The sequence below is a fragment of the Streptomyces lydicus genome, assembly GCF_000717345.1.
GTDB lineage: Bacteria > Actinomycetota > Actinomycetes > Streptomycetales > Streptomycetaceae > Streptomyces > Streptomyces lydicus.
The window spans coordinates 1-16,574 of sequence record NZ_JNZA01000018.1 but is presented as its reverse complement, the minus strand read 5'-3'; the positions used below and the strand labels follow the sequence as shown (position 1 = coordinate 16,574).

Annotated in this window: 14 protein-coding genes; 11 read left to right on the top strand and 3 right to left on the bottom strand. The window is 73.4% G+C overall.

All coding sequences use genetic code 11. The annotated features are described in order from the left end of the window. Window positions 1-29 precede the first annotated feature (29 nt). Window positions 30-2,069, top strand: a complete 2,040-nt coding sequence (locus tag OO62_RS18870) for a glycoside hydrolase (protein ID WP_033268644.1) — start codon at window positions 30-32, stop codon at window positions 2,067-2,069. 52 nt (window positions 2,070-2,121) lie between these two features. On the opposite strand, the gene OO62_RS18865 is transcribed toward OO62_RS18870, so the two are convergent. Together OO62_RS18865 and OO62_RS18860 are read right to left on the bottom strand one after the other, a co-directional pair. Further along, complete coding sequence (locus OO62_RS18865) at window positions 2,122-2,781, bottom strand: response regulator transcription factor (RefSeq protein ID WP_033268643.1); 660 nt, start codon at window positions 2,779-2,781, stop codon at window positions 2,122-2,124. Between the two features lie 11 nt (window positions 2,782-2,792). Beyond that, a complete protein-coding gene (locus OO62_RS18860; RefSeq protein ID WP_051733416.1) occupies window positions 2,793-4,145 on the bottom strand; it encodes a sensor histidine kinase in 1,353 nt (450 codons plus the stop codon). Between the two features lie 146 nt (window positions 4,146-4,291). On the opposite strand from OO62_RS18860, the gene nirB reads away from it, so the two are divergent. The 4 genes from nirB to OO62_RS18840 all read left to right on the top strand — a co-directional run bounded on the left by nirB (window position 4,292) and on the right by OO62_RS18840 (window position 8,421). Beyond that, complete coding sequence (nirB, locus tag OO62_RS18855; protein ID WP_033268642.1) at window positions 4,292-6,913, top strand: nitrite reductase large subunit NirB; 2,622 nt, start codon at window positions 4,292-4,294, stop codon at window positions 6,911-6,913. Next, a complete protein-coding gene (gene nirD / locus OO62_RS18850) occupies window positions 6,913-7,347 on the top strand; it encodes a nitrite reductase small subunit NirD (RefSeq protein WP_033268641.1) in 435 nt (144 codons plus the stop codon). Before nirB ends, nirD begins: the two co-directional genes overlap by 1 nt. A gap of 109 nt (window positions 7,348-7,456) precedes the next feature. Next, window positions 7,457-7,951: an SRPBCC family protein gene (locus tag OO62_RS18845; protein ID WP_051733415.1), complete on the top strand. Its 495-nt coding sequence runs from the start codon at window positions 7,457-7,459 to the stop codon at window positions 7,949-7,951. Window positions 7,952-8,115: 164 nt separating this feature from the next. After that, window positions 8,116-8,421 carry an ArsR/SmtB family transcription factor gene (locus OO62_RS18840; protein ID WP_033268640.1) on the top strand — a complete coding sequence of 102 codons (306 nt, stop codon included), beginning with the start codon at window positions 8,116-8,118 and terminating at the stop codon, window positions 8,419-8,421. A gap of 57 nt (window positions 8,422-8,478) precedes the next feature. On the opposite strand, the gene OO62_RS18835 is transcribed toward OO62_RS18840, so the two are convergent. Next, window positions 8,479-9,141, bottom strand: a complete 663-nt coding sequence (locus OO62_RS18835) for a hypothetical protein (RefSeq protein ID WP_063739031.1) — start codon at window positions 9,139-9,141, stop codon at window positions 8,479-8,481. Between the two features lie 337 nt (window positions 9,142-9,478). On the opposite strand from OO62_RS18835, the gene OO62_RS18830 reads away from it, so the two are divergent. The 6 genes from OO62_RS18830 to OO62_RS37025 form a co-directional block, all read left to right on the top strand. Further along, on the top strand, window positions 9,479-11,428 hold the full coding sequence (locus OO62_RS18830; RefSeq protein ID WP_033268639.1) for an APC family permease: 1,950 nt from the start codon (window positions 9,479-9,481) through the stop codon (window positions 11,426-11,428). Between the two features lie 240 nt (window positions 11,429-11,668). Then, on the top strand, window positions 11,669-12,466 hold the full coding sequence (locus OO62_RS18825) for a maleylpyruvate isomerase family mycothiol-dependent enzyme (RefSeq protein ID WP_078617246.1): 798 nt from the start codon (window positions 11,669-11,671) through the stop codon (window positions 12,464-12,466). Further along, window positions 12,463-12,960 (top strand): hypothetical protein, encoded by a 498-nt coding sequence (locus tag OO62_RS40720; RefSeq protein ID WP_228332440.1) that lies wholly within the window; start codon window positions 12,463-12,465, stop codon window positions 12,958-12,960. The genes OO62_RS18825 and OO62_RS40720 overlap by 4 nt, the downstream gene beginning before the upstream one ends. A 48-nt stretch (window positions 12,961-13,008) precedes the next feature. Further along, complete coding sequence (locus OO62_RS38035; protein ID WP_033268637.1) at window positions 13,009-13,425, top strand: hypothetical protein; 417 nt, start codon at window positions 13,009-13,011, stop codon at window positions 13,423-13,425. A 115-nt stretch (window positions 13,426-13,540) separates the two neighbouring features. Next, complete coding sequence (locus OO62_RS18815) at window positions 13,541-14,044, top strand: hypothetical protein (protein ID WP_033268636.1); 504 nt, start codon at window positions 13,541-13,543, stop codon at window positions 14,042-14,044. Window positions 14,045-14,167: 123 nt separating this feature from the next. Then, a partial coding sequence (locus OO62_RS37025) for a WXG100-like domain-containing protein (RefSeq protein WP_106974871.1) occupies window positions 14,168-16,574 on the top strand: 2,407 nt, incomplete at its 3' end.

Genomic DNA, 16,574 nt, shown 5'->3' with positions numbered 1-16,574 from the left:
CTCTTAGACCCCGGGACTATCCAGTCCCCATGACCTCTGACCTCCTCAAGTCCCTTACGGGCAAGGGCGATAGCCGAAGCGTCACCACCCGCGCGCTTGCCCTCTCCCTCGCGCTCGCCGCGACGGCGCTCGGCGTCACGGGATGTGACAGCGCCGCCGCCGGCACCCTCAAGGGCAGCCGGCTCGAACTGCCGGTCGCCGGCGGCACCGCCGTCGTCGACACCGACTCCCTCGCGGTGAGCGCGCGGGCCGGCGACGGGCGGCTGCTGCTGCTCTCCGAGGCGGCCGCCGGGGACGGACTCGGCCGGCCGGGGCCGGTGACCCGTACCGCCGACGGCGCGCGCTGGAGCTACCCCGCCAAGGGGCTGAGCGTGACGGCCGGAACCGACCACGGGCGGCTGCGGATCAGGCTGCGATCGGACCGCGACGGGTCGGTCAACTGGCCGGTGACCGGCACCGACCGCACCGCCTCGGCCGTCCAGCTGCCGCGCGGGGAGGGCCTGGACATCCCCGTACGGGACGCATTCTGGAACTCGCCCAGGGCCGGGCTGGCCGGCAGCACCGTCGACGTGGGCGCCGATCTCGCCCTGCCGTTGTGGGGGTACACCATGGGCGGCGCGACGGGCGGCTCCCGCGGCGGGCACGGCGTCAGCTACCTCACCCCCACCGACCTCGGCACCTCGCTGCGCTTCAGCTCCGCCGGGGGCCGGCTGCGCGCCACCGCCGCGCACGCCTTCGACGCCGGGGAGGGCACCCGCGACTACGACGTCACCTTCGCCCTCACCGACGGCAACCCGGTCGCCCCCGCCGCCGACTACCGCGCGTACCTCTCCCAGCGCGGCCGGCTCGGCAGCCTGCGCGAGAAGATCCGGAAGCACCCCGCCAACGCCGAGCTGCTCGGCGCCTTCCACGCCTACGTGTGGGGCGACGCCCGTACCGCCGCCGGCATCGGCAAGCTCCGGCAGCTCGGCGTGGACCGGATGTGGCTCGGTTACGACGCCGGGCCCGGCCCGATGGACGCCGCCGCGGTGCGCGCCGCCAAGAAGGCGGGCTATCTCGTCGGGCCGTACGACTCCTTCGCCAACGGGCAGGACCCCAAGACCGCCGACAGCCCCACCTCGGCCTGGCCCGGCCGGGTCTACCCCGACTTCTGCGTGCGGAAGGCGGACGGCACTCCGGAGACCGGGTTCGGCGGTCGCGGCTGCTATCTCAGCTCCCGCGCCTTCGAGCAGGCCGAACCGGGCAAGCACTACCTCGCCGACCGCACCCGCACGATGGTCGCCAACGGGGCGGACAGCTACTTCCTCGATGTCGACGCGACGGGTGAGCTCTTCCGCGACCACGGGGCCGGCCACCGGATGACCAAGGCGGACGACCGCAGGTACCGCCTGGCCCGTATGGAGCGCCTGTCCCAGCACCTGGTCCTCGGCTCGGAGTCCGCCCAGCCCTGGGCGAACCGGGTGCTGGCCTTCGACCACGGCTCGGGCACCCCGGTCGCCGACGGCCTGTGGAAGCTGGAGCGCGACAAGCAGACCTGGGGCGGCTACTACCCGCAGAACGCCCCGAGGACGTTCTTCAAGCCGGTCCGCCTGCCCGCCGACCTGGCCACCGCGATGTACGACCCGAAGTACCGCGCACCGCTGTACGAGACGGCGCTGCACGGCTCGCTGGTCAACGCCGAGCGCTGGGAGCTGTCGTACGAGAAGCTGCCGGAGCAGAAGAGCACCCGCGCGCTGCTCGCCATGCTGTACAACACCCCGCTCAACTACGTCCTCGACGGCCCGACCCTTGCCAAGAACGGGCCGGAACTCGCCACGCTGCAGAAGTACTTCGCGCCGCTGCACCGCGCCGCCGGCACCGAGCCGATGACCTCGTTCCGCCGGCTGACCGACGACCGCACCGTCCAGCGCACGGTCTTCGGCCACGGCACGCTCACCGTGACCGCCAACTTCGGCAGCACGGCCCACGACGGCCTGCCGGGCGGCTGCGTCGAGGCCCGGCTCCGCACCGACAGCGCGCCGCGCCGGCTGTGCCCCACCGCCGGCCCGGACGGCCGGCTGCGCTTCTGAGCACGTCGTGCGCGGGGGCCGGGCCCGCCCCGGGGCGGGCCCGGCCGGCCCGTCAGCCCCCGGCCCGTTCGCTCTCCAGGTAGCGCAGCACGGCCAGCACCCGGCGGTGGCCGGTCTCCGAGGGCGGCAGGTCGAGCTTGCCGAAGACGTGGGCGATGTGCTTCTCGACCGCGCGCTCGGTGACGGTCAGGGCCGAGGCGATGGACTGGTTGGTGCGGCCCTGCGCCATCAGGGCCAGCACCTCGCGCTCGCGCGGGGTCAGGGCGTCCAGCGCACCGGCCCGGCGGCTCGCGGTGAACAGCTGGGAGACCACGTCCGGGTCGAGCGCGGTGCCGCCGGCCGCGACCCGCCGCAGGGCGTCGACGAACTCCCCGATGTCCACCACGCGTTCCTTGAGGAGGTAGCCGACGCCGGCGAAGCCCGCGCCGAACAGCCGGTCCGCGTAGGCGGTCTCCACATACTGGGAGAAGATCAGTACGCCGGTTTCGGGGTGGTCGCGGCGCAGCGCGACGGCGGCCCGCAGGCCCTCGTCCGTATGGCCGGGCGGCAGCCGGATGTCGACGACGGCGGCGTCCGGCCGGTGGGCGGCGACGGCGACGAGCAGGCTCTCGGCGTCCGCGACGGCCGCCACCACCTCCGCCCCGCGCAGCTCCAGGAGTTGCGCCAGGCCGTCCCGCAGGATCGCGGAGTCCTCAGCGATGACGACGCGCATGGTCCCTGCCTCTAGCGGTGATCGGGGCGGCGGTCCGGGTACGGGAGCCGGACGGTGACCACCGTAGGCCCTCCGTTCGGGCTGTCGCAGGTCAGCGTCCCGTCGACGGTACGAATCCGGCCCAGCAGCCCGGTCAGTCCGCTGCCCGCGCCGATCACCGCGCCGCCCCGCCCGTCGTCGCGCACGACCAGCGCCAGGTCCGCAGCGGCCCCCGCGCCGCCCTCGCCGTCGGTGCGCACCTCGATCGCCACCCGCGTCGCGCCGCTGTGCTTGACGGCGTTGGCGAGCAGTTCGGCGGCGCAGAAGTAGGCGATGGATTCCAGGGCGGGGGTGGGCCGCCGGAGCAGGTCCGCGCGGACGGTGACCGGCAGCGGCGCGTCGGCGGCGAGGCCGGCCAGCGCGGATTGCAGGCCCTGGTCGAGCACCGGCGGGTGGATCCCGCGGACGAGGTGGCGCAGATCGGCGACGGCCTGCGTGGCGTTGCCCTGTGCGGTCTCCACGACCGCCAGCAGCCGGTCGGCGGCGGCGCCCTGGGTGATCAGCTCCCGGATGAGGGTGAGGTGCATGCCGAGGCCGACCAGGCGGGCCTGGGTGCCGTCGTGCAGATCGCGTTCGATCCGGCGGAGGGTGGCGACGGCGTCGTCGACGGCGTGCGCCCGGGTCTCCTCCAGGACGCGGATACGGGCGTCCGCGGCGCTCGGGCCGAGCAGCGCGCGCAGCAGCAGCCGGTGCGGGGCGCCCGCCCGGCGCACCAGCCGGGGCGCGAGCAGGACGAGGACCGCCCCGGCGGCGACCACCACGAGCCAGCGCGGCCAGCTGTCGAACTCGACGCCGTGGATCTGGAGCCCCACATGGCGTACGGAGCCGTCCCGGGCACGCAGGGTGACGTAGTTCCAGTGGCGCAGCACGGGGTGCGCGAGCGCCAGCAGGCCGTACACGTAGCAGACGAGGACGGCGAGGAGCGGGAGGACGGCCGTCAGGGGCGCGAGCACGGCGGCGGCGACGGCGCGCCAGCCGGCCGGGTCGCCGAGGACCGCGCGCCGCCAGCCGAACGGCCCGGCCGCCGTTCCGGGCCCGCCGCGCCGCCGGGCAGGCTCGACGGACTCACCCAACAGCCCTCGCATCAGGGCGAGTTGGGTGCTCCCCAGGGCCAGGGCGCCGCGTACGGTCAGGGCGAGCAGCCACGGCCCGAGCGCCGTCCACGACAGCACCGCACCGACCGCCAGGCCCGCCGGCACCAGCACCAGCCCGGCCAGCGCGAGCGGCAGCGCGGTCACCGCGTGCAGCACGGCGGCGAGGCTGCGCGGGGTGAAGGGCGCGGTGAGCACGGCCGGGAGGGCGGCCGGGCGGTGGGGACGGGGCACGGGATCAAGGTAGGGCGTGCCGGTGGCGGGCGTGGCGCGGGGGCCGGAACCCTCACACGCCCGCCGCCCGCGCACTGAGGGCAGCGTTCCGCACGGGAAACAGCACAGATGCGGGCGGGTAACAGCCGGGCCGCACGCTGACGCACATGACCACCACGCACCCGCACCCCGGCACCGCCGCCCCAGGCGCCACCCCGACCCTCGTCCTCATAGGCCACGGCATGGTCGGCCAGCGCTTCCTGGAGGAGCTGGCCGACCGCGGGGTCACCGGGCGGGCGCGGGTGGTCGTGCTGTGTGAAGAACCCCGGCCGGCCTATGACCGGGTACAGCTGACCTCCTACTTCGCCGGCCGGACGCCGGACGAGCTGAGCCTCGTCGACCCGGACTTCCTGGCCCGGCACGGCATCGAGCTGCACCTCGGCGACCCGGCCACCGCCATCGACCGCACCACCCGCACGGTCACCGCCCGCTCCGGGCTGACCGTCCGCTACGACGCGCTGGTGCTGGCCACCGGCTCGTACCCGTTCGTCCCACCGGTGCCGGGCAGCGACAGCAAGGGCTGCTTCGTCTACCGCACCATCGAGGACCTGCTGGCCATCGAGGAGTACGCCGAGCACGCCCGCACCGGGCTCGTGGTCGGCGGCGGGCTGCTCGGACTGGAGGCGGCGGGTGCGCTCAAGGGGCTCGGACTGCGCACCCACATCGTGGAGTTCGCGCCGCGGCTGATGGCCCTCCAGGTCGACGAGGGCGGCGGCCGGGCCCTGCGCCGAACGGTCGAGGAAATGGGCCTGGAGGTGCACACCGGCGTCGGCGGCACGGAGATCGTCGCCGACGAGGCGGGCGCGGTGACCGCGATGGGACTGTCCGACGACTCCCGCATCGAAACCGACCTGGTCGTCTTCTCGGCGGGGGTCCGCCCCCGCGACCAGCTCGCCCGCGAGTGCGGGCTGCCGGTCGGGCAGCGCGGCGGCATCATCGTCGACGAGCAGTGCCGTACCGATGATCCGGCGGTGTACGCGATCGGCGAGTGCGCACTGGCCGCCGACGGCCGGGTCTACGGGCTGGTCGCACCGGGCTACGACATGGCCCGGGTGGTGGCCGGCGAGGTCGCCGCCCAACTGGACGACGCGGTGCACGGCGGCCCGGACGCCGCCCGGCAGCCCGGCTTCACCGGCGCCGATCTGTCCACCAAGCTCAAGCTGCTGGGGGTGGACGTCGCCTCCTTCGGCGATGCGCACGGCGCCACCGACGGCTGTCTGGACGTGGTGTACTCCGATGCCCGCAGCGGCGTCTACAAGAAGCTGGTGATCGGTGCCACCGGCGAGCTGCTGGGCGGCGTCCTGGTCGGCGACGCCGACTCGTACGGCATGCTGCGGCCCCTGACCGGCAGCGTGCCCCCGGTGGCGCCCGAGCAGCTGGTGCTGCCGGCCGGTGCGGGCGCGCCCGCCGCGCTCGGCCCGGAGGCGCTGCCCGGCGACGCGGTGATCTGCAGCTGCCACAACGTCACCAAGGACGCCATCCAGAGCTGCGAGACGCTGCCGGAGGTGAAGCGTTGCACCAAGGCCGGTACCGGGTGCGGCAGTTGCGTCAAGATGATCGGCAAGCTGCTGCCGGACAGCGGCGAGCAGGGCCTGTGCGCCTGCTTCCCGCACACCCGCGCCGAGCTGTACGAGATCGTCCGGGTCCGCCGGATCGCCTCCTACGCCGAGCTGCTGGACGCGCACGGCCGGGAGGAGGCGCGCGGCGGCGAGGGCTGCGAGGTCTGCAAGCCGGCGATCGGCTCGGTGATCGCCTCACTCGCGCCGGCGGTCGGCGCCGACGGCTATGTCCTGCAGGGTGAGCAGGCGGCGCTCCAGGACACCAACGACCACTTCCTCGCCAACTTGCAGAAGAACGGCTCCTATTCGATCGTCCCCCGCATCCCGGGCGGCGAGATCACCCCGGAGAAGCTCATCGTCATCGGTGAGGTGGCGCGCGACTTCGGCCTCTACACCAAGATCACCGGTGGCCAGCGGATCGACCTGTTCGGCGCCCGGGTCGATCAACTGCCGGTCATCTGGGACCGGTTGGTGGCGGCGGGCTTCGAGTCGGGCCACGCCTACGGGAAGGCGCTGCGCACCGTGAAGTCGTGCGTCGGCGAGACCTGGTGCCGCTACGGCGTGCAGGACTCGGTCCGTATGGCGATCGAACTGGAGCTGCGCTACCGGGGGCTGCGCGCCCCGCACAAGCTGAAGTCGGCGGTCTCCGGCTGCGCGCGGGAGTGCGCGGAGGCCCAGTCCAAGGACTTCGGGGTGATCGCCACGGCGAACGGCTGGAACCTCTACGTCGGCGGGAACGGCGGCGCCAGCCCGCGCCACGCGGACCTGCTCGCCCAGGACCTGAGCGACGCCGAGCTGATCCGGCTGATCGACCGCTTCCTGATGTTCTACATCCGCACCGCCGACCGCCTGGAGCGCACCGCGGCCTGGCTGGAGCGGATCGAGGGCGGCCTCGACCACGTACGCGACGTGGTCGTGCACGACTCCCTCGGACTGTGTGACGAGCTGGAGGCCCTGATGGCCGCCCATGTCACCCACTACCGCGACGAGTGGGCCGAGACGCTCGCCGACCCCGAGCGGCTGGCCCGCTTCGTCTCCTTCGTCAACGCCCCCGGCGCCCCGGACCCGTCCGTCCGCTTCGTACCGGAGCGCGACCAGGTCAAACCGGATCTGACGCTGCTGGCCGGCCCGACCCTGCCCGTACGCACCCTGGAAGGAACCTCCGTCTGATGACCCTCACCGCTACCGCTACCACTGCTACGGCTCCTGCTCCTGCCGGTGCCCATCCGAAGACCGGCACGGTCGAGATCCGTTGCCCCGACGGCGGGTGGCTCGCGGTCTGCGGGCCGGACGACCTCACCCCGGGGCGCGGCGTCGCCGCCCTCCTCCCGGACGGCAGCCAGGCCGCGCTCTTCCTGGACCGGGCCGGCCGGATCCACGCGATCAGCAACCGGGACCCGTTCACCGGCGCGCAGGTCCTCTCCCGGGGGCTCACCGGCTCGGCAGCGGGCCGCCCGTTTGTGGCATCGCCGCTGCTCAAGCAGCGTTTCGACCTGGCGACGGGGGACTGCCTGGACGATCCGGAAGTGTCGGTTCCGGCCTATGGGGTGCGCGTGCGGGGTCCGGAACGGAAGGCGGCACAGGGCGCGGGCCGGGCTCACTGACGAGTCCCGGCGGGACGCATGCGCAACCGTTGGGTTGCACCTCCCACCCCTACGTGCAACCATGAGGTAGCACGTAGGGAAGCCAGAGCACGGCAGGGAGGAACACCCCATGAGCACCGACAGAACCCACAGCGCTGACGAGACCGCCGAGGACCGCAACCGCATCGAGCGGGAGATCAGCATCGACGCGCCCGTGGAACGGGTCTGGGCAGTGCTGACCGAGCCCGAGCACGTCGGATCGTGGTTCGGCCAGGGCGACCCGACCCCGGTCGACCTGCGGCCCGGCGGCATCATGCACCTCGATCACGGCCAGTACGGCCAGTTCCCCACCACGATCGTGAAGGTGGACCCGCCGCACTACTTCTCGTACCGCTGGGCCAGCGCCCACCCGGGCGAGGTGGCGGTCGAGGGCAACTCCACGCTCGTCGAGTTCACGCTCACCCCGGACGGCGCGGGCACCCGCCTGCGCGTCGTGGAGACCGGATTCGAGGAGATCGCCATCCCGGCGGAGCGGGCCTCGACCGCCGGGTACGAGAGCCACTCCGACGGCTGGACCGAGATGACGAAGAAGCTCAGGCAGTACACGGAGCAGCTCCCGGCATGACGACGGACGAACGAGCGGGCGGGGCCGGCCCGGACTCCGGGGCGGGCTCCGGGGCGGGCGCGGGCCCGGGGGGTGGGGCCGGCTCGGGACCGGGGGCGGGCTCGGGCCCTGGGGGTGGCTCGGGTGCGGGGACGGGGGCCGGGGCGGGTGCGGGTCCGGACGCGGTGGCGGAGGTGTTCGCCGCGCTGGCGGACCCGACCCGCCGCCGGATACTCGACGCCCTCGCCGCACACGGCGAGGCGACCGCCACGGTCCTCGCGGCCGAACTCCCGGTCAGCCGGCAGGCCATCGTCAAACACCTCGGCGTCCTCGACCGGGCCGGGCTGGTCGCCGGCCACCGGGAGGGCCGGGAGGCGCGTTACCGGGTCATACCGGAGCGGCTGGGGGTCACGGCCCGGTGGATGGACCGGGTCGCGGCGGCCTGGGACAGCCGGCTGTCGGCCATCAAGCGCCTCGCGGAAGGCGAGTGAGGGAGCGCATGCCCCGGGGGACGTAGCAGTGCGGGCGCCCTCCTGACGGGCCGTCCGTCACGCGGCTTCTCCGGGCCTCTGAGGGGGCGGCCCGGGTTCGCGCACCGATCCGGGGCCGGGGTCGCCTGCGGATCCCGGGCCTGGATCGCCTGCGGATCCCGGGCCTGGCTCACGTACCGAGCCCGGCCCCGGGCCCGGATCGTGTGCGGGCCGGCTCGCCGCCCCGCACCGCAGGCCGGACGCCTCGAAGACCGCGCGGGCGCCGTCGCCGTCGATCCGGTCCGCCAGCGTCCGGAGCGGTGCCGCGCCGCAGCGGAGCACACCGCGCTCGCGGGAGCGGCGTACGCCCTGGTCGAGGCGGTGCCACAGCACCGGATTCGCGGTCAGCACCGCCGGATCCAGCACCACCCGTCCGCCGAGGGCGTCGCGCAGCACCAGGCGCGGTGCCGGCCCGCCCTCGCCACGGACGGCGACCAGCAGATCCGTATGAACCCGCCGCGTACGCACCAGCCCACGGGAGGCCAGCCAGTGCTCGCCGGCCGTCACCCGGGGCGGGCAGAGGATCGCGAGCAGCAGCACCGCGACCACCGTCCAGCACAGCACGCGCCACAGGGCGAGCGTCCCGTTGGCGAGGTCGACCAGCAGCATGAGGGCGAGCAACCCGCCCGAGCACCCGAGGGCGGCACGCAATTCGGACAGCCAGGTCCGGTCGTGGTCCATGGCCGCGAAGTTAGGGCCGCGCCCCGGGTCTTCCGGGGGCGTTTGCGCGTCGCTGACGCGCCCCCCGGCAAGCTTGACGCGCCGATGACGTGCCGTTGACGCCTCCGCGACACCTCCGCCGGAATGCGGCCATGCCAGGCGCGGGAACCGGCCGCCGCCCGCCCGTCGCCCGGCACCGAGCCCTGGCCGCCCGCCCCTCCCCGTCAAGGCGCCGTGAAGAACGCGCGTACGCCCGCCAAGGTGCCGCCAAGACGGCCCGCCGGCGGCCCACCCCACCCGCACGCTGAGCCGGTCAAGGCGCACAGCACCACAGCGGCGTACGGAGGTACGACGAACGATGTCGACGGTGTCCCAGCCCGATGGCCGGCCCGAGGAACCCCCGGATACCGCCGGCAGCACAGTCACCACCCGTCCCGACGGCAACGCCACTCCCGCCACGCGCACGGAAACCACCGCCGGACCCACCCCCGAGCCGGCCACCGAACCGGCCGACGCCCGGCACCGGCTCACCGCCCTCCAGGGCCTGGCCGCCCTCTCCCTCGACGCCATGGCCTCCGTCGCGTACGGCCCGGAGTCGATCGTGCTGGTCCTGGCCGCGGCCGGCAGCTACGGCCTGGGCTTCACGCTCCCCGTCACCCTCGCCATCGCCGCCCTGCTCACCGTCCTGGTCGCCTCGTACCGTCAGGTGATCGCCGCGTTCCCGGACGGGGGCGGCTCGTACGCGGTGGCCAAGGCCCACCTCGGCCGCCGCACCGCCCTGGTCGCCGCCGCCTCCCTCCTCCTCGACTACGTCCTCAACGTCGCCGTCTCGGTGACGGCCGGCGTCGCGGCGCTGACCTCCGCCTTCCCCGGCCTGTACGACGACCGCGGAGCGATCTGCCTGGCCGTCCTGGTCCTGATCACCGGCATCAACCTGCGGGGGATCGTCGACTCGGCGAAGGCGTTCCTCGTGCCCACCGCGGTCTTCATCGGGGCCGTCCTGGCGGTGGTCGTCGTCGGGCTGGTGCGCGACGCCCCCGCCTCCACCGTCACCGCCGACGGGCACGACTCCGTCCTCGCCCACCACGCCACCTCCGTCGGCGCCCTGCTGCTGCTCAAGGCATTCGCCTCCGGCTGCTCGGCGCTGACCGGGGTCGAGGCGGTCGCCAACGCGGTGCCGTCCTTCAGGGCGCCGGCCGTCCGGCGCGCCCAACGGACGGAGGTGGCGCTCGGCGCGCTGCTCGGCGTGATGCTGATCGGGCTGTCCGTCCTGATCGGCCGCTTCCACCTCCAGCCGGTGGCGGGCGTCACCGTCCTCGCCCAGCTGGCGGACGCCTCACTCGGCCACAACTGGGCTTTCTACGTCGTCCAGTTCGCCACCATGGTCCTGCTCGCGCTGGCGGCGAACACCTCTTTCGGCGGGCTGCCCGTCCTGATGGGCCTGCTCGCCCGGGACAACTACCTGCCGCACGTCTTCGGGCTGAAAGCGGACCGCCAGGTCCACCGGCACGGCGTGCTGGCCCTCGCCGCCGTCGCCGCGGTCCTTCTGGTCTTCTCCGGCGGCGACGTCAACACCCTCGTCCCGCTCTTCGCCATCGGGGTCTTCGTCGGCTTCACCCTCTGCCAGATCGGAATGGTCCGGCACTGGCGCCGGGAAGGCTCCCCCGGGCGGCGCGGCAAGGTGCTGCTGAACGGCTTCGGTGCGGTGCTCACCGGTGTCTCGGCGCTCGTCGTCACCGCCACCAAGTTCACCGAGGGCGCCTGGCTGATCGTCATCGCGCTTCCCCTGATGGTGCTCGGTTTCGAGGCCGTCCACCGGGCGTACGACCGGATCGGCGAGCGCCTCGGCCTCGGCCGGGTACCCGAGCCCCCGCGCCGCGCGCCCTCCCTCGTCGTCGTCCCCGTCTCGCACCTGTCCCGGCTGACCCGCGAGGCACTGAACGCGGCGGTGTCCCTGGGCGACGAGGTGGTGGCGGTCACCGTCACGTACGACGACCTCGCGGACCGCCCGGCCACCGAGGCGCTGCGCCGCGACTGGGAGCTGTGGAACCCCGGCGTCGAGCTGCTCGAACTCCCCTCCGCCACCCGCTCCGTCGGCCGCCCGATAGCCGACTACGTCACCGACCTGACCGCCCGGCGGCCCGGCACCCGCATCACCGTCCTGATCCCGGAAGCCGAGCCCGCCCACCTTTGGCAGCGGCTGCTCCAGAACCAGCGCGGCGCGGTCGTGGCCCACGCGGTCCGCCGGGACACGGACGCGGCGATCTGCCGCCTGCGCTTCCGACTGGGGACGGGGGCCGCACGGTGACGCCGGGGCCGTGAGCGGGCGCGGGGGCGTACGGGGCCCAGAGACCACAGGGATGCCTGGCGCCCAGGAGCCATGCGTATCCAGGCGCGCCTGGGGCCCAGGGGCCGTACGTATCCCTGCGGCTCGGACGCACGGCGCGAGCCCGGAGACGCGCACGCACAACGCCTACGACGCCTACTTCGCCTACGTCACCGACGTCGCCTACGCCGCATTGTCAGTGGCGGCCCTTACCGTGACGGTATGGAGCGCACCATGGACTTTGACGGGCACTGCTCGGAGATCGTCACCCAGGCCCGGCTGCTGGGGAGTTGCCTCACCGAGGGCACGGACCTGACGGCCACCGTCCCCTCCTGTCCGGACTGGAACCTCGCCCAGTTGCTGCGGCATCTGGGCGAGGTCTACCGCTGGGCCGAGGAGATCGTACGGACCCGGGCGACCGAGCCCCCGCCCGAGACCGCCCTGCGCGTGCTGCCCCGCGACACCGTCCAGAGCCCGGCCGAGCTCGCCGACTGGCTCACCGAAGGCGCCGAACTGCTCGCCGCCGCCCTCCGCGCCGCCGGCCCCGACACCAAGATCTGGACCCCGCTCCCGCACGGGAACACCGCCTTCTTCGCCCGCCGCATGGCCCACGAAACGGTCATCCACCGAGCCGATGCGACCCTGACCCTCGGGACGGGCTTCACCCTGGAGCAGCCGGTCGCCATCGACGCGCTCGACGAGTGGATGGAGCTGGGCTCGCTCCCGGAGATGTTCGACTTCCACCCGGACCGGCGCGCGCTCCTCGGCCCCGGCCGCACCCTCCGCTTCCACGCCACGGACACCCCGCCCGAGGCGGCCGCCGACTGGCTCGTCGACCTCACCGGCGACGCCCTCGCCTGGCGCCGTACGCGCGAACCCGCCGCGGTCTCCGTCAGCGCCCCGCTCACGGACCTCCTGCTGCTCCTCTACGGCCGCCGCCCCACCGACAAGGAGACGTTCGTGGTCACCGGCGACACCCAACTGCTGGAGTTCTGGCTGTCCCTGGTCAACTTCGAATGAGCGCCCGGTCCTCACCGCCCGCAGGCCAGACGGGAAACGGCCTGCCGGGAGGAATCCCGACGGGAGCGGGGAACGGCACGTCCCTGCCGCCCACTCCTCCGCCGCTGCCTCCCCAAGCAGCGGACGACACCCCCTGGCCCGTCCCGGCGAACGCCGACGAAGCACTCGACATCAGCCGCCGGCTCCACCCCGAGGTCGGCTCGCCCGGCGGCCCCGCCAGCCTGCTCGTGCATGAATTCGACCTCGGCTACCTGATCCAGGCCGGCTGGCCGCTCCCCGAGGACCCCACCGCCCCGCCCGCGGAGCCCGGCGGAAGCAACATCATCATCGCCAAGGCCACCGGGGAAGTGACCTACGTGCCCAATCACCCCCCGGAGCAGGCGATGGAGCACTACCGCCGTTCCGTTGCCGCACGACGTCCTGAGCCAGGGGCAGCAGGAGTTGTGCGCAACGATCCGCCCCGGACGCGAACCAATCGGGCCGCCAGGGCGTGAGTTAAGTTGACCAGCACCGACCAGGTCAGCACCAAAGGAGACAGCGTCATGGCCGATTCCGACCAGACGGGCAGCAATCCCCCTCAGCCGCCCACGCCTCCCACTCCGCCCACGCCTCCCACTCCTCCGCCGCCCCCAGCCCCTCCGCAGGACGGCCTCGCGGACGGCGGGCCGAAGCCCGTACCGGCGAACGAGGACGAGGCACTGGAAATCGGCCGGCAGCACTTCCCCGAGATCGGTTCTCCTGGCGGCCCCGCCGGCCTGTTCGTCCACGAATTCGACGCCGGCTATCTGGTGCACGCGAGCTGGCCGGCCCCCGAGGACCCCACCGCCCCGCCCGCGGAGCCCGGCGGGAGCAATGTCGCCATCTCCAAGGAGAACGGCGACATCACCTTCCTGCCCAACTTCCCCCCGGCGGAGGCCGTGGAGCTCTACCACCGCTTCTACCGCCCCAGCGGTTCCTGAGCCAGACGCCGCCCCCTTTGCCCGCTCCATGGCGGGCTGGTGGGTTGTCAGCGACGACAGTTAAGCTTTGGCTTGAAGCTTTCATTGGGTAACCATTACGAACGCGGGGGGCGTTGTGGCCGGAGCAGGTGGATTCCAGAGCGATGTGGAGTCCCTCAAGTCCGAGGGCACGAACTTCACCAAGCTCGGCGAGGACTTCTACCAGTCCGTGGCGCGCTTGATGAACGGCCTGAGTGCGCTCGGCGCGGGCCCGCCGGCCGATCCCTCGAAGCAGCCCCAGCCGGCGGAGAAGTCGTTCGGCCAGCAGTTCGTGAGCGGCCTGACGACGTTCGACAGCAAGGACGGCGCTCCGCCGTGGGGGGACGACGACCTCGGCGAGAAGTTCGGCGTCGCCTATGAGGGCGTGCGCGACGGCATGTACGAGTCCATGGGCCACCTTTCCGCGAAGCTCCAGGAAATCGGCAAGGCACTGACCGACATGTCCAAGAACCACGCGGAGAACGAGGACTTCAACAACGCGCTGATGAAGCAGCACGTCGAGAACAAGCAGGCGTGGCAGGACCCGACCAAGAAGCCCGAAGAGGTCACCACCACCGCCTGGTACCCAGCCAAGCACTGAGCGCACCGGCCGGATCACACGCCCGGCCCGGGCCCGCTCTTCCGACGAGGGCGCCTCTCCGCGAGGCCCTCGTCCGCACCAAGCCGAAATGCATAAATTTCACGGGGGAATTCCGCCTTGTCCATGATGCTGCCGAATGCGCTTGAGTGGGTCCTCGAGATGCTCGGCTTCGAGTGGCCCACCGCCGACGAGGACAAGCTGATCGAGTGCGCCCAGGTGTGGCGCACGTTCGCCGCAGAGGTGGAGGGGCACCAGGCGCGGGGCGTCACGTCGGCGTCCAACGTGCTCAGCCAGAACGCCGGCGACTCGATCGAGGGCTTCGGCAAGGCATGGGACAAGTTCGGCGGCAGTTCGGGCTACTTCAACGATGCCCGTGAGGCGGCGGAGGTCATCGCCTTCACCCTCGAGGCGGCCGCCGGCCTCGTCATCGGCATGAAAGTCGCGGTTATCGCCCAATTGGTGATATTGGCGGCCGAAATCATCGCCGCGCAAGCCGCGGCACCCTTCACCTTGGGCCTATCGGAAATCGGCGCAGGCGCGGCAACGCTGGCCACCCGCGAGATCGTCCGCAAGATCCTCAAGGAGGTCGCCAAGCAGCTGCTCGACGCGATCCTGGAGGCCGCCAAGGAGCCGGTGATCTCGGCGCTCGAAGCCATGGTCTCGGACATCATCGCCCAGACCGTCAACCAGAACTTCGGCGCCCAGAACGGCTACAACGTCGGCCGCACCCTCAAGGAGGGTCAGAGCGCCGCCACGGACGCGATCAAGAACACCGGCGAGACCCTCGGCGAGAGCCTGCGCGACGGCGCCGGCCACCGCGCCGGCCACCGCGCCCGCGGCGGCCTGGACTCCGCCGCCGGCCACGGCGGCGACCACGGCAGGGACGGGGGCGAGCACGGCAACTCCAGCGAGTCCACCGGCTCCGACGGCGACAGCAACAGCAGCAACAGCAGCGGTAGCGGCTCGGGCAACGGCAGCGGGGACAGCGGCGGCTCCGACAGCAACCGCTCGGGCTCCGGGGGCAGTTCCGACACCGGCTCACACACGGGGTCCGACGGCGGCTCCGACAGCGGGTCGGGCAACGGATCGGGCAGCGGCTCCGACGGTGGTGGATCCGGGAGCAGCGGCGCGGGCGGCCGTGACGGCGGCTCGAACGGCGGTGGCTCCACCAGCCACACCCCCCGCGCCTCCGACAACGCGGGCACCACGGGCGGAGACAGCAACGGCGCCGCCAGCCCGTCCGCCACGTCCAACAACTCCGCGAACGACTCCAACGGCTCCAACGGCTCCAACGGCTCGGACACCCCGCACACCGTCCCGGACTCCCAGCCCCTCCCGCCGCCGGACCAGCGCTCCCCGTTCGACGAGGGCTACCAGGGCGGCAACGACAGCCCGTACAGCGCCGACCACACCCCCGACTCCGGCTCCGGCCACACACCGGACGCGGGCCCGACCCCCGACTCCGGCCCGGCACACGACTCCTCACGCCCGGACTCCGAGCCGACCCAGGACTCCTCGCGCCCGGACTCCGGCCCTACGCCGGACAGCTCCCGCCCGGACTCGGACCCGGTGAGCACCCAGCCGGCCCACGACAACACCCCGGACGCGGCCCGCCCCGACTCCGACCCGGTCAGCACCCAGCCGACCCACGACAACACCCCCGACGCCGCCCGACCGGACGCGTCCCAGTCGCCCTCCCCCGCGCCCGCGCCCGACCCCGTGGCCGGCAACCCGCCCTCGTACAGCGACAACTCCGGCACCTCCCACGACGGTGCCGGCAGCGGTACGACCAACGGGGACAACTCCACCGGCAGCGGCGGTGGCCGCCCCTCCATGCCGCATGTCGGCACAGCGCCCCAGGGCGCACCGGTCCACCACACCCCCTCGTCCGGACAGCCGGTCCAGCAGCGCGACGCGGCGCCGGGCGACCCGATGCCCACCGTGGACCCCGACGACACCACCGTCAGCACACAGTCCGCGGGCACCGCGACCCTGCCCCCGCCCACCCAGCACACCGCGGACCCCAGCAGCGCCCCCTCCACCCCTACGCCCCAACAGGCACAGCCCAACGCCTCCCAGGCCAATGGGCCGATGATGATGGGCGCGATGCCGCCCCACGGTGGCAGCGCCAACCCCACCGCCCCGCGCGGCGGCACCCCGCCCCGCGCCGGCAGCCCGTCGGCCAGCAGTGGAAACGCTTCTGCCCGTCCCGCCAACCGGCGTGCCGACGGGTCCCAGGCGATCCAGGACCACACCCAGCAGACCAGCCCGGACCGCCCCGCCTACAACCCCCGTCTCGACGGCCCCCGCCGCGACCAGACGCCGCCTCCGCACGATCGGCGCCTCGACGGCCCCCGCCAGGACGCCCCCACGGCGCCCCCCGGCGACAACCGCCGTCCCGACGGTTCCCAGGCCGTCCAGGACCACACCCAGCAGCAGAGCCCGGAGCGCCCCCCGCACAACCCGCGCCTCGACGGCCCCCAGCGCGACACCTGTCTCTTATACACATCTCCGAGCCCACGAGACTCCT

Coding starts and splice junctions, on each gene's coding strand:
- OO62_RS18870 (WP_033268644.1), top strand. CDS start 30: ATGACCTCTGACCTCCTCAAGTCCCTTACGGGCAAGGGCGATAGCCGA.
- OO62_RS18865 (WP_033268643.1), bottom strand. CDS start 2,781: ATGCGCGTCGTCATCGCTGAGGACTCCGCGATCCTGCGGGACGGCCTG.
- nirB (WP_033268642.1), top strand. CDS start 4,292: ATGACCACCACGCACCCGCACCCCGGCACCGCCGCCCCAGGCGCCACC.
- nirD (WP_033268641.1), top strand. CDS start 6,913: ATGACCCTCACCGCTACCGCTACCACTGCTACGGCTCCTGCTCCTGCC.
- OO62_RS18845 (WP_051733415.1), top strand. CDS start 7,457: ATGAGCACCGACAGAACCCACAGCGCTGACGAGACCGCCGAGGACCGC.
- OO62_RS18835 (WP_063739031.1), bottom strand. CDS start 9,141: ATGGACCACGACCGGACCTGGCTGTCCGAATTGCGTGCCGCCCTCGGG.
- OO62_RS18830 (WP_033268639.1), top strand. CDS start 9,479: ATGTCGACGGTGTCCCAGCCCGATGGCCGGCCCGAGGAACCCCCGGAT.
- OO62_RS18825 (WP_078617246.1), top strand. CDS start 11,669: ATGGAGCGCACCATGGACTTTGACGGGCACTGCTCGGAGATCGTCACC.
- OO62_RS40720 (WP_228332440.1), top strand. CDS start 12,463: ATGAGCGCCCGGTCCTCACCGCCCGCAGGCCAGACGGGAAACGGCCTG.
- OO62_RS38035 (WP_033268637.1), top strand. CDS start 13,009: ATGGCCGATTCCGACCAGACGGGCAGCAATCCCCCTCAGCCGCCCACG.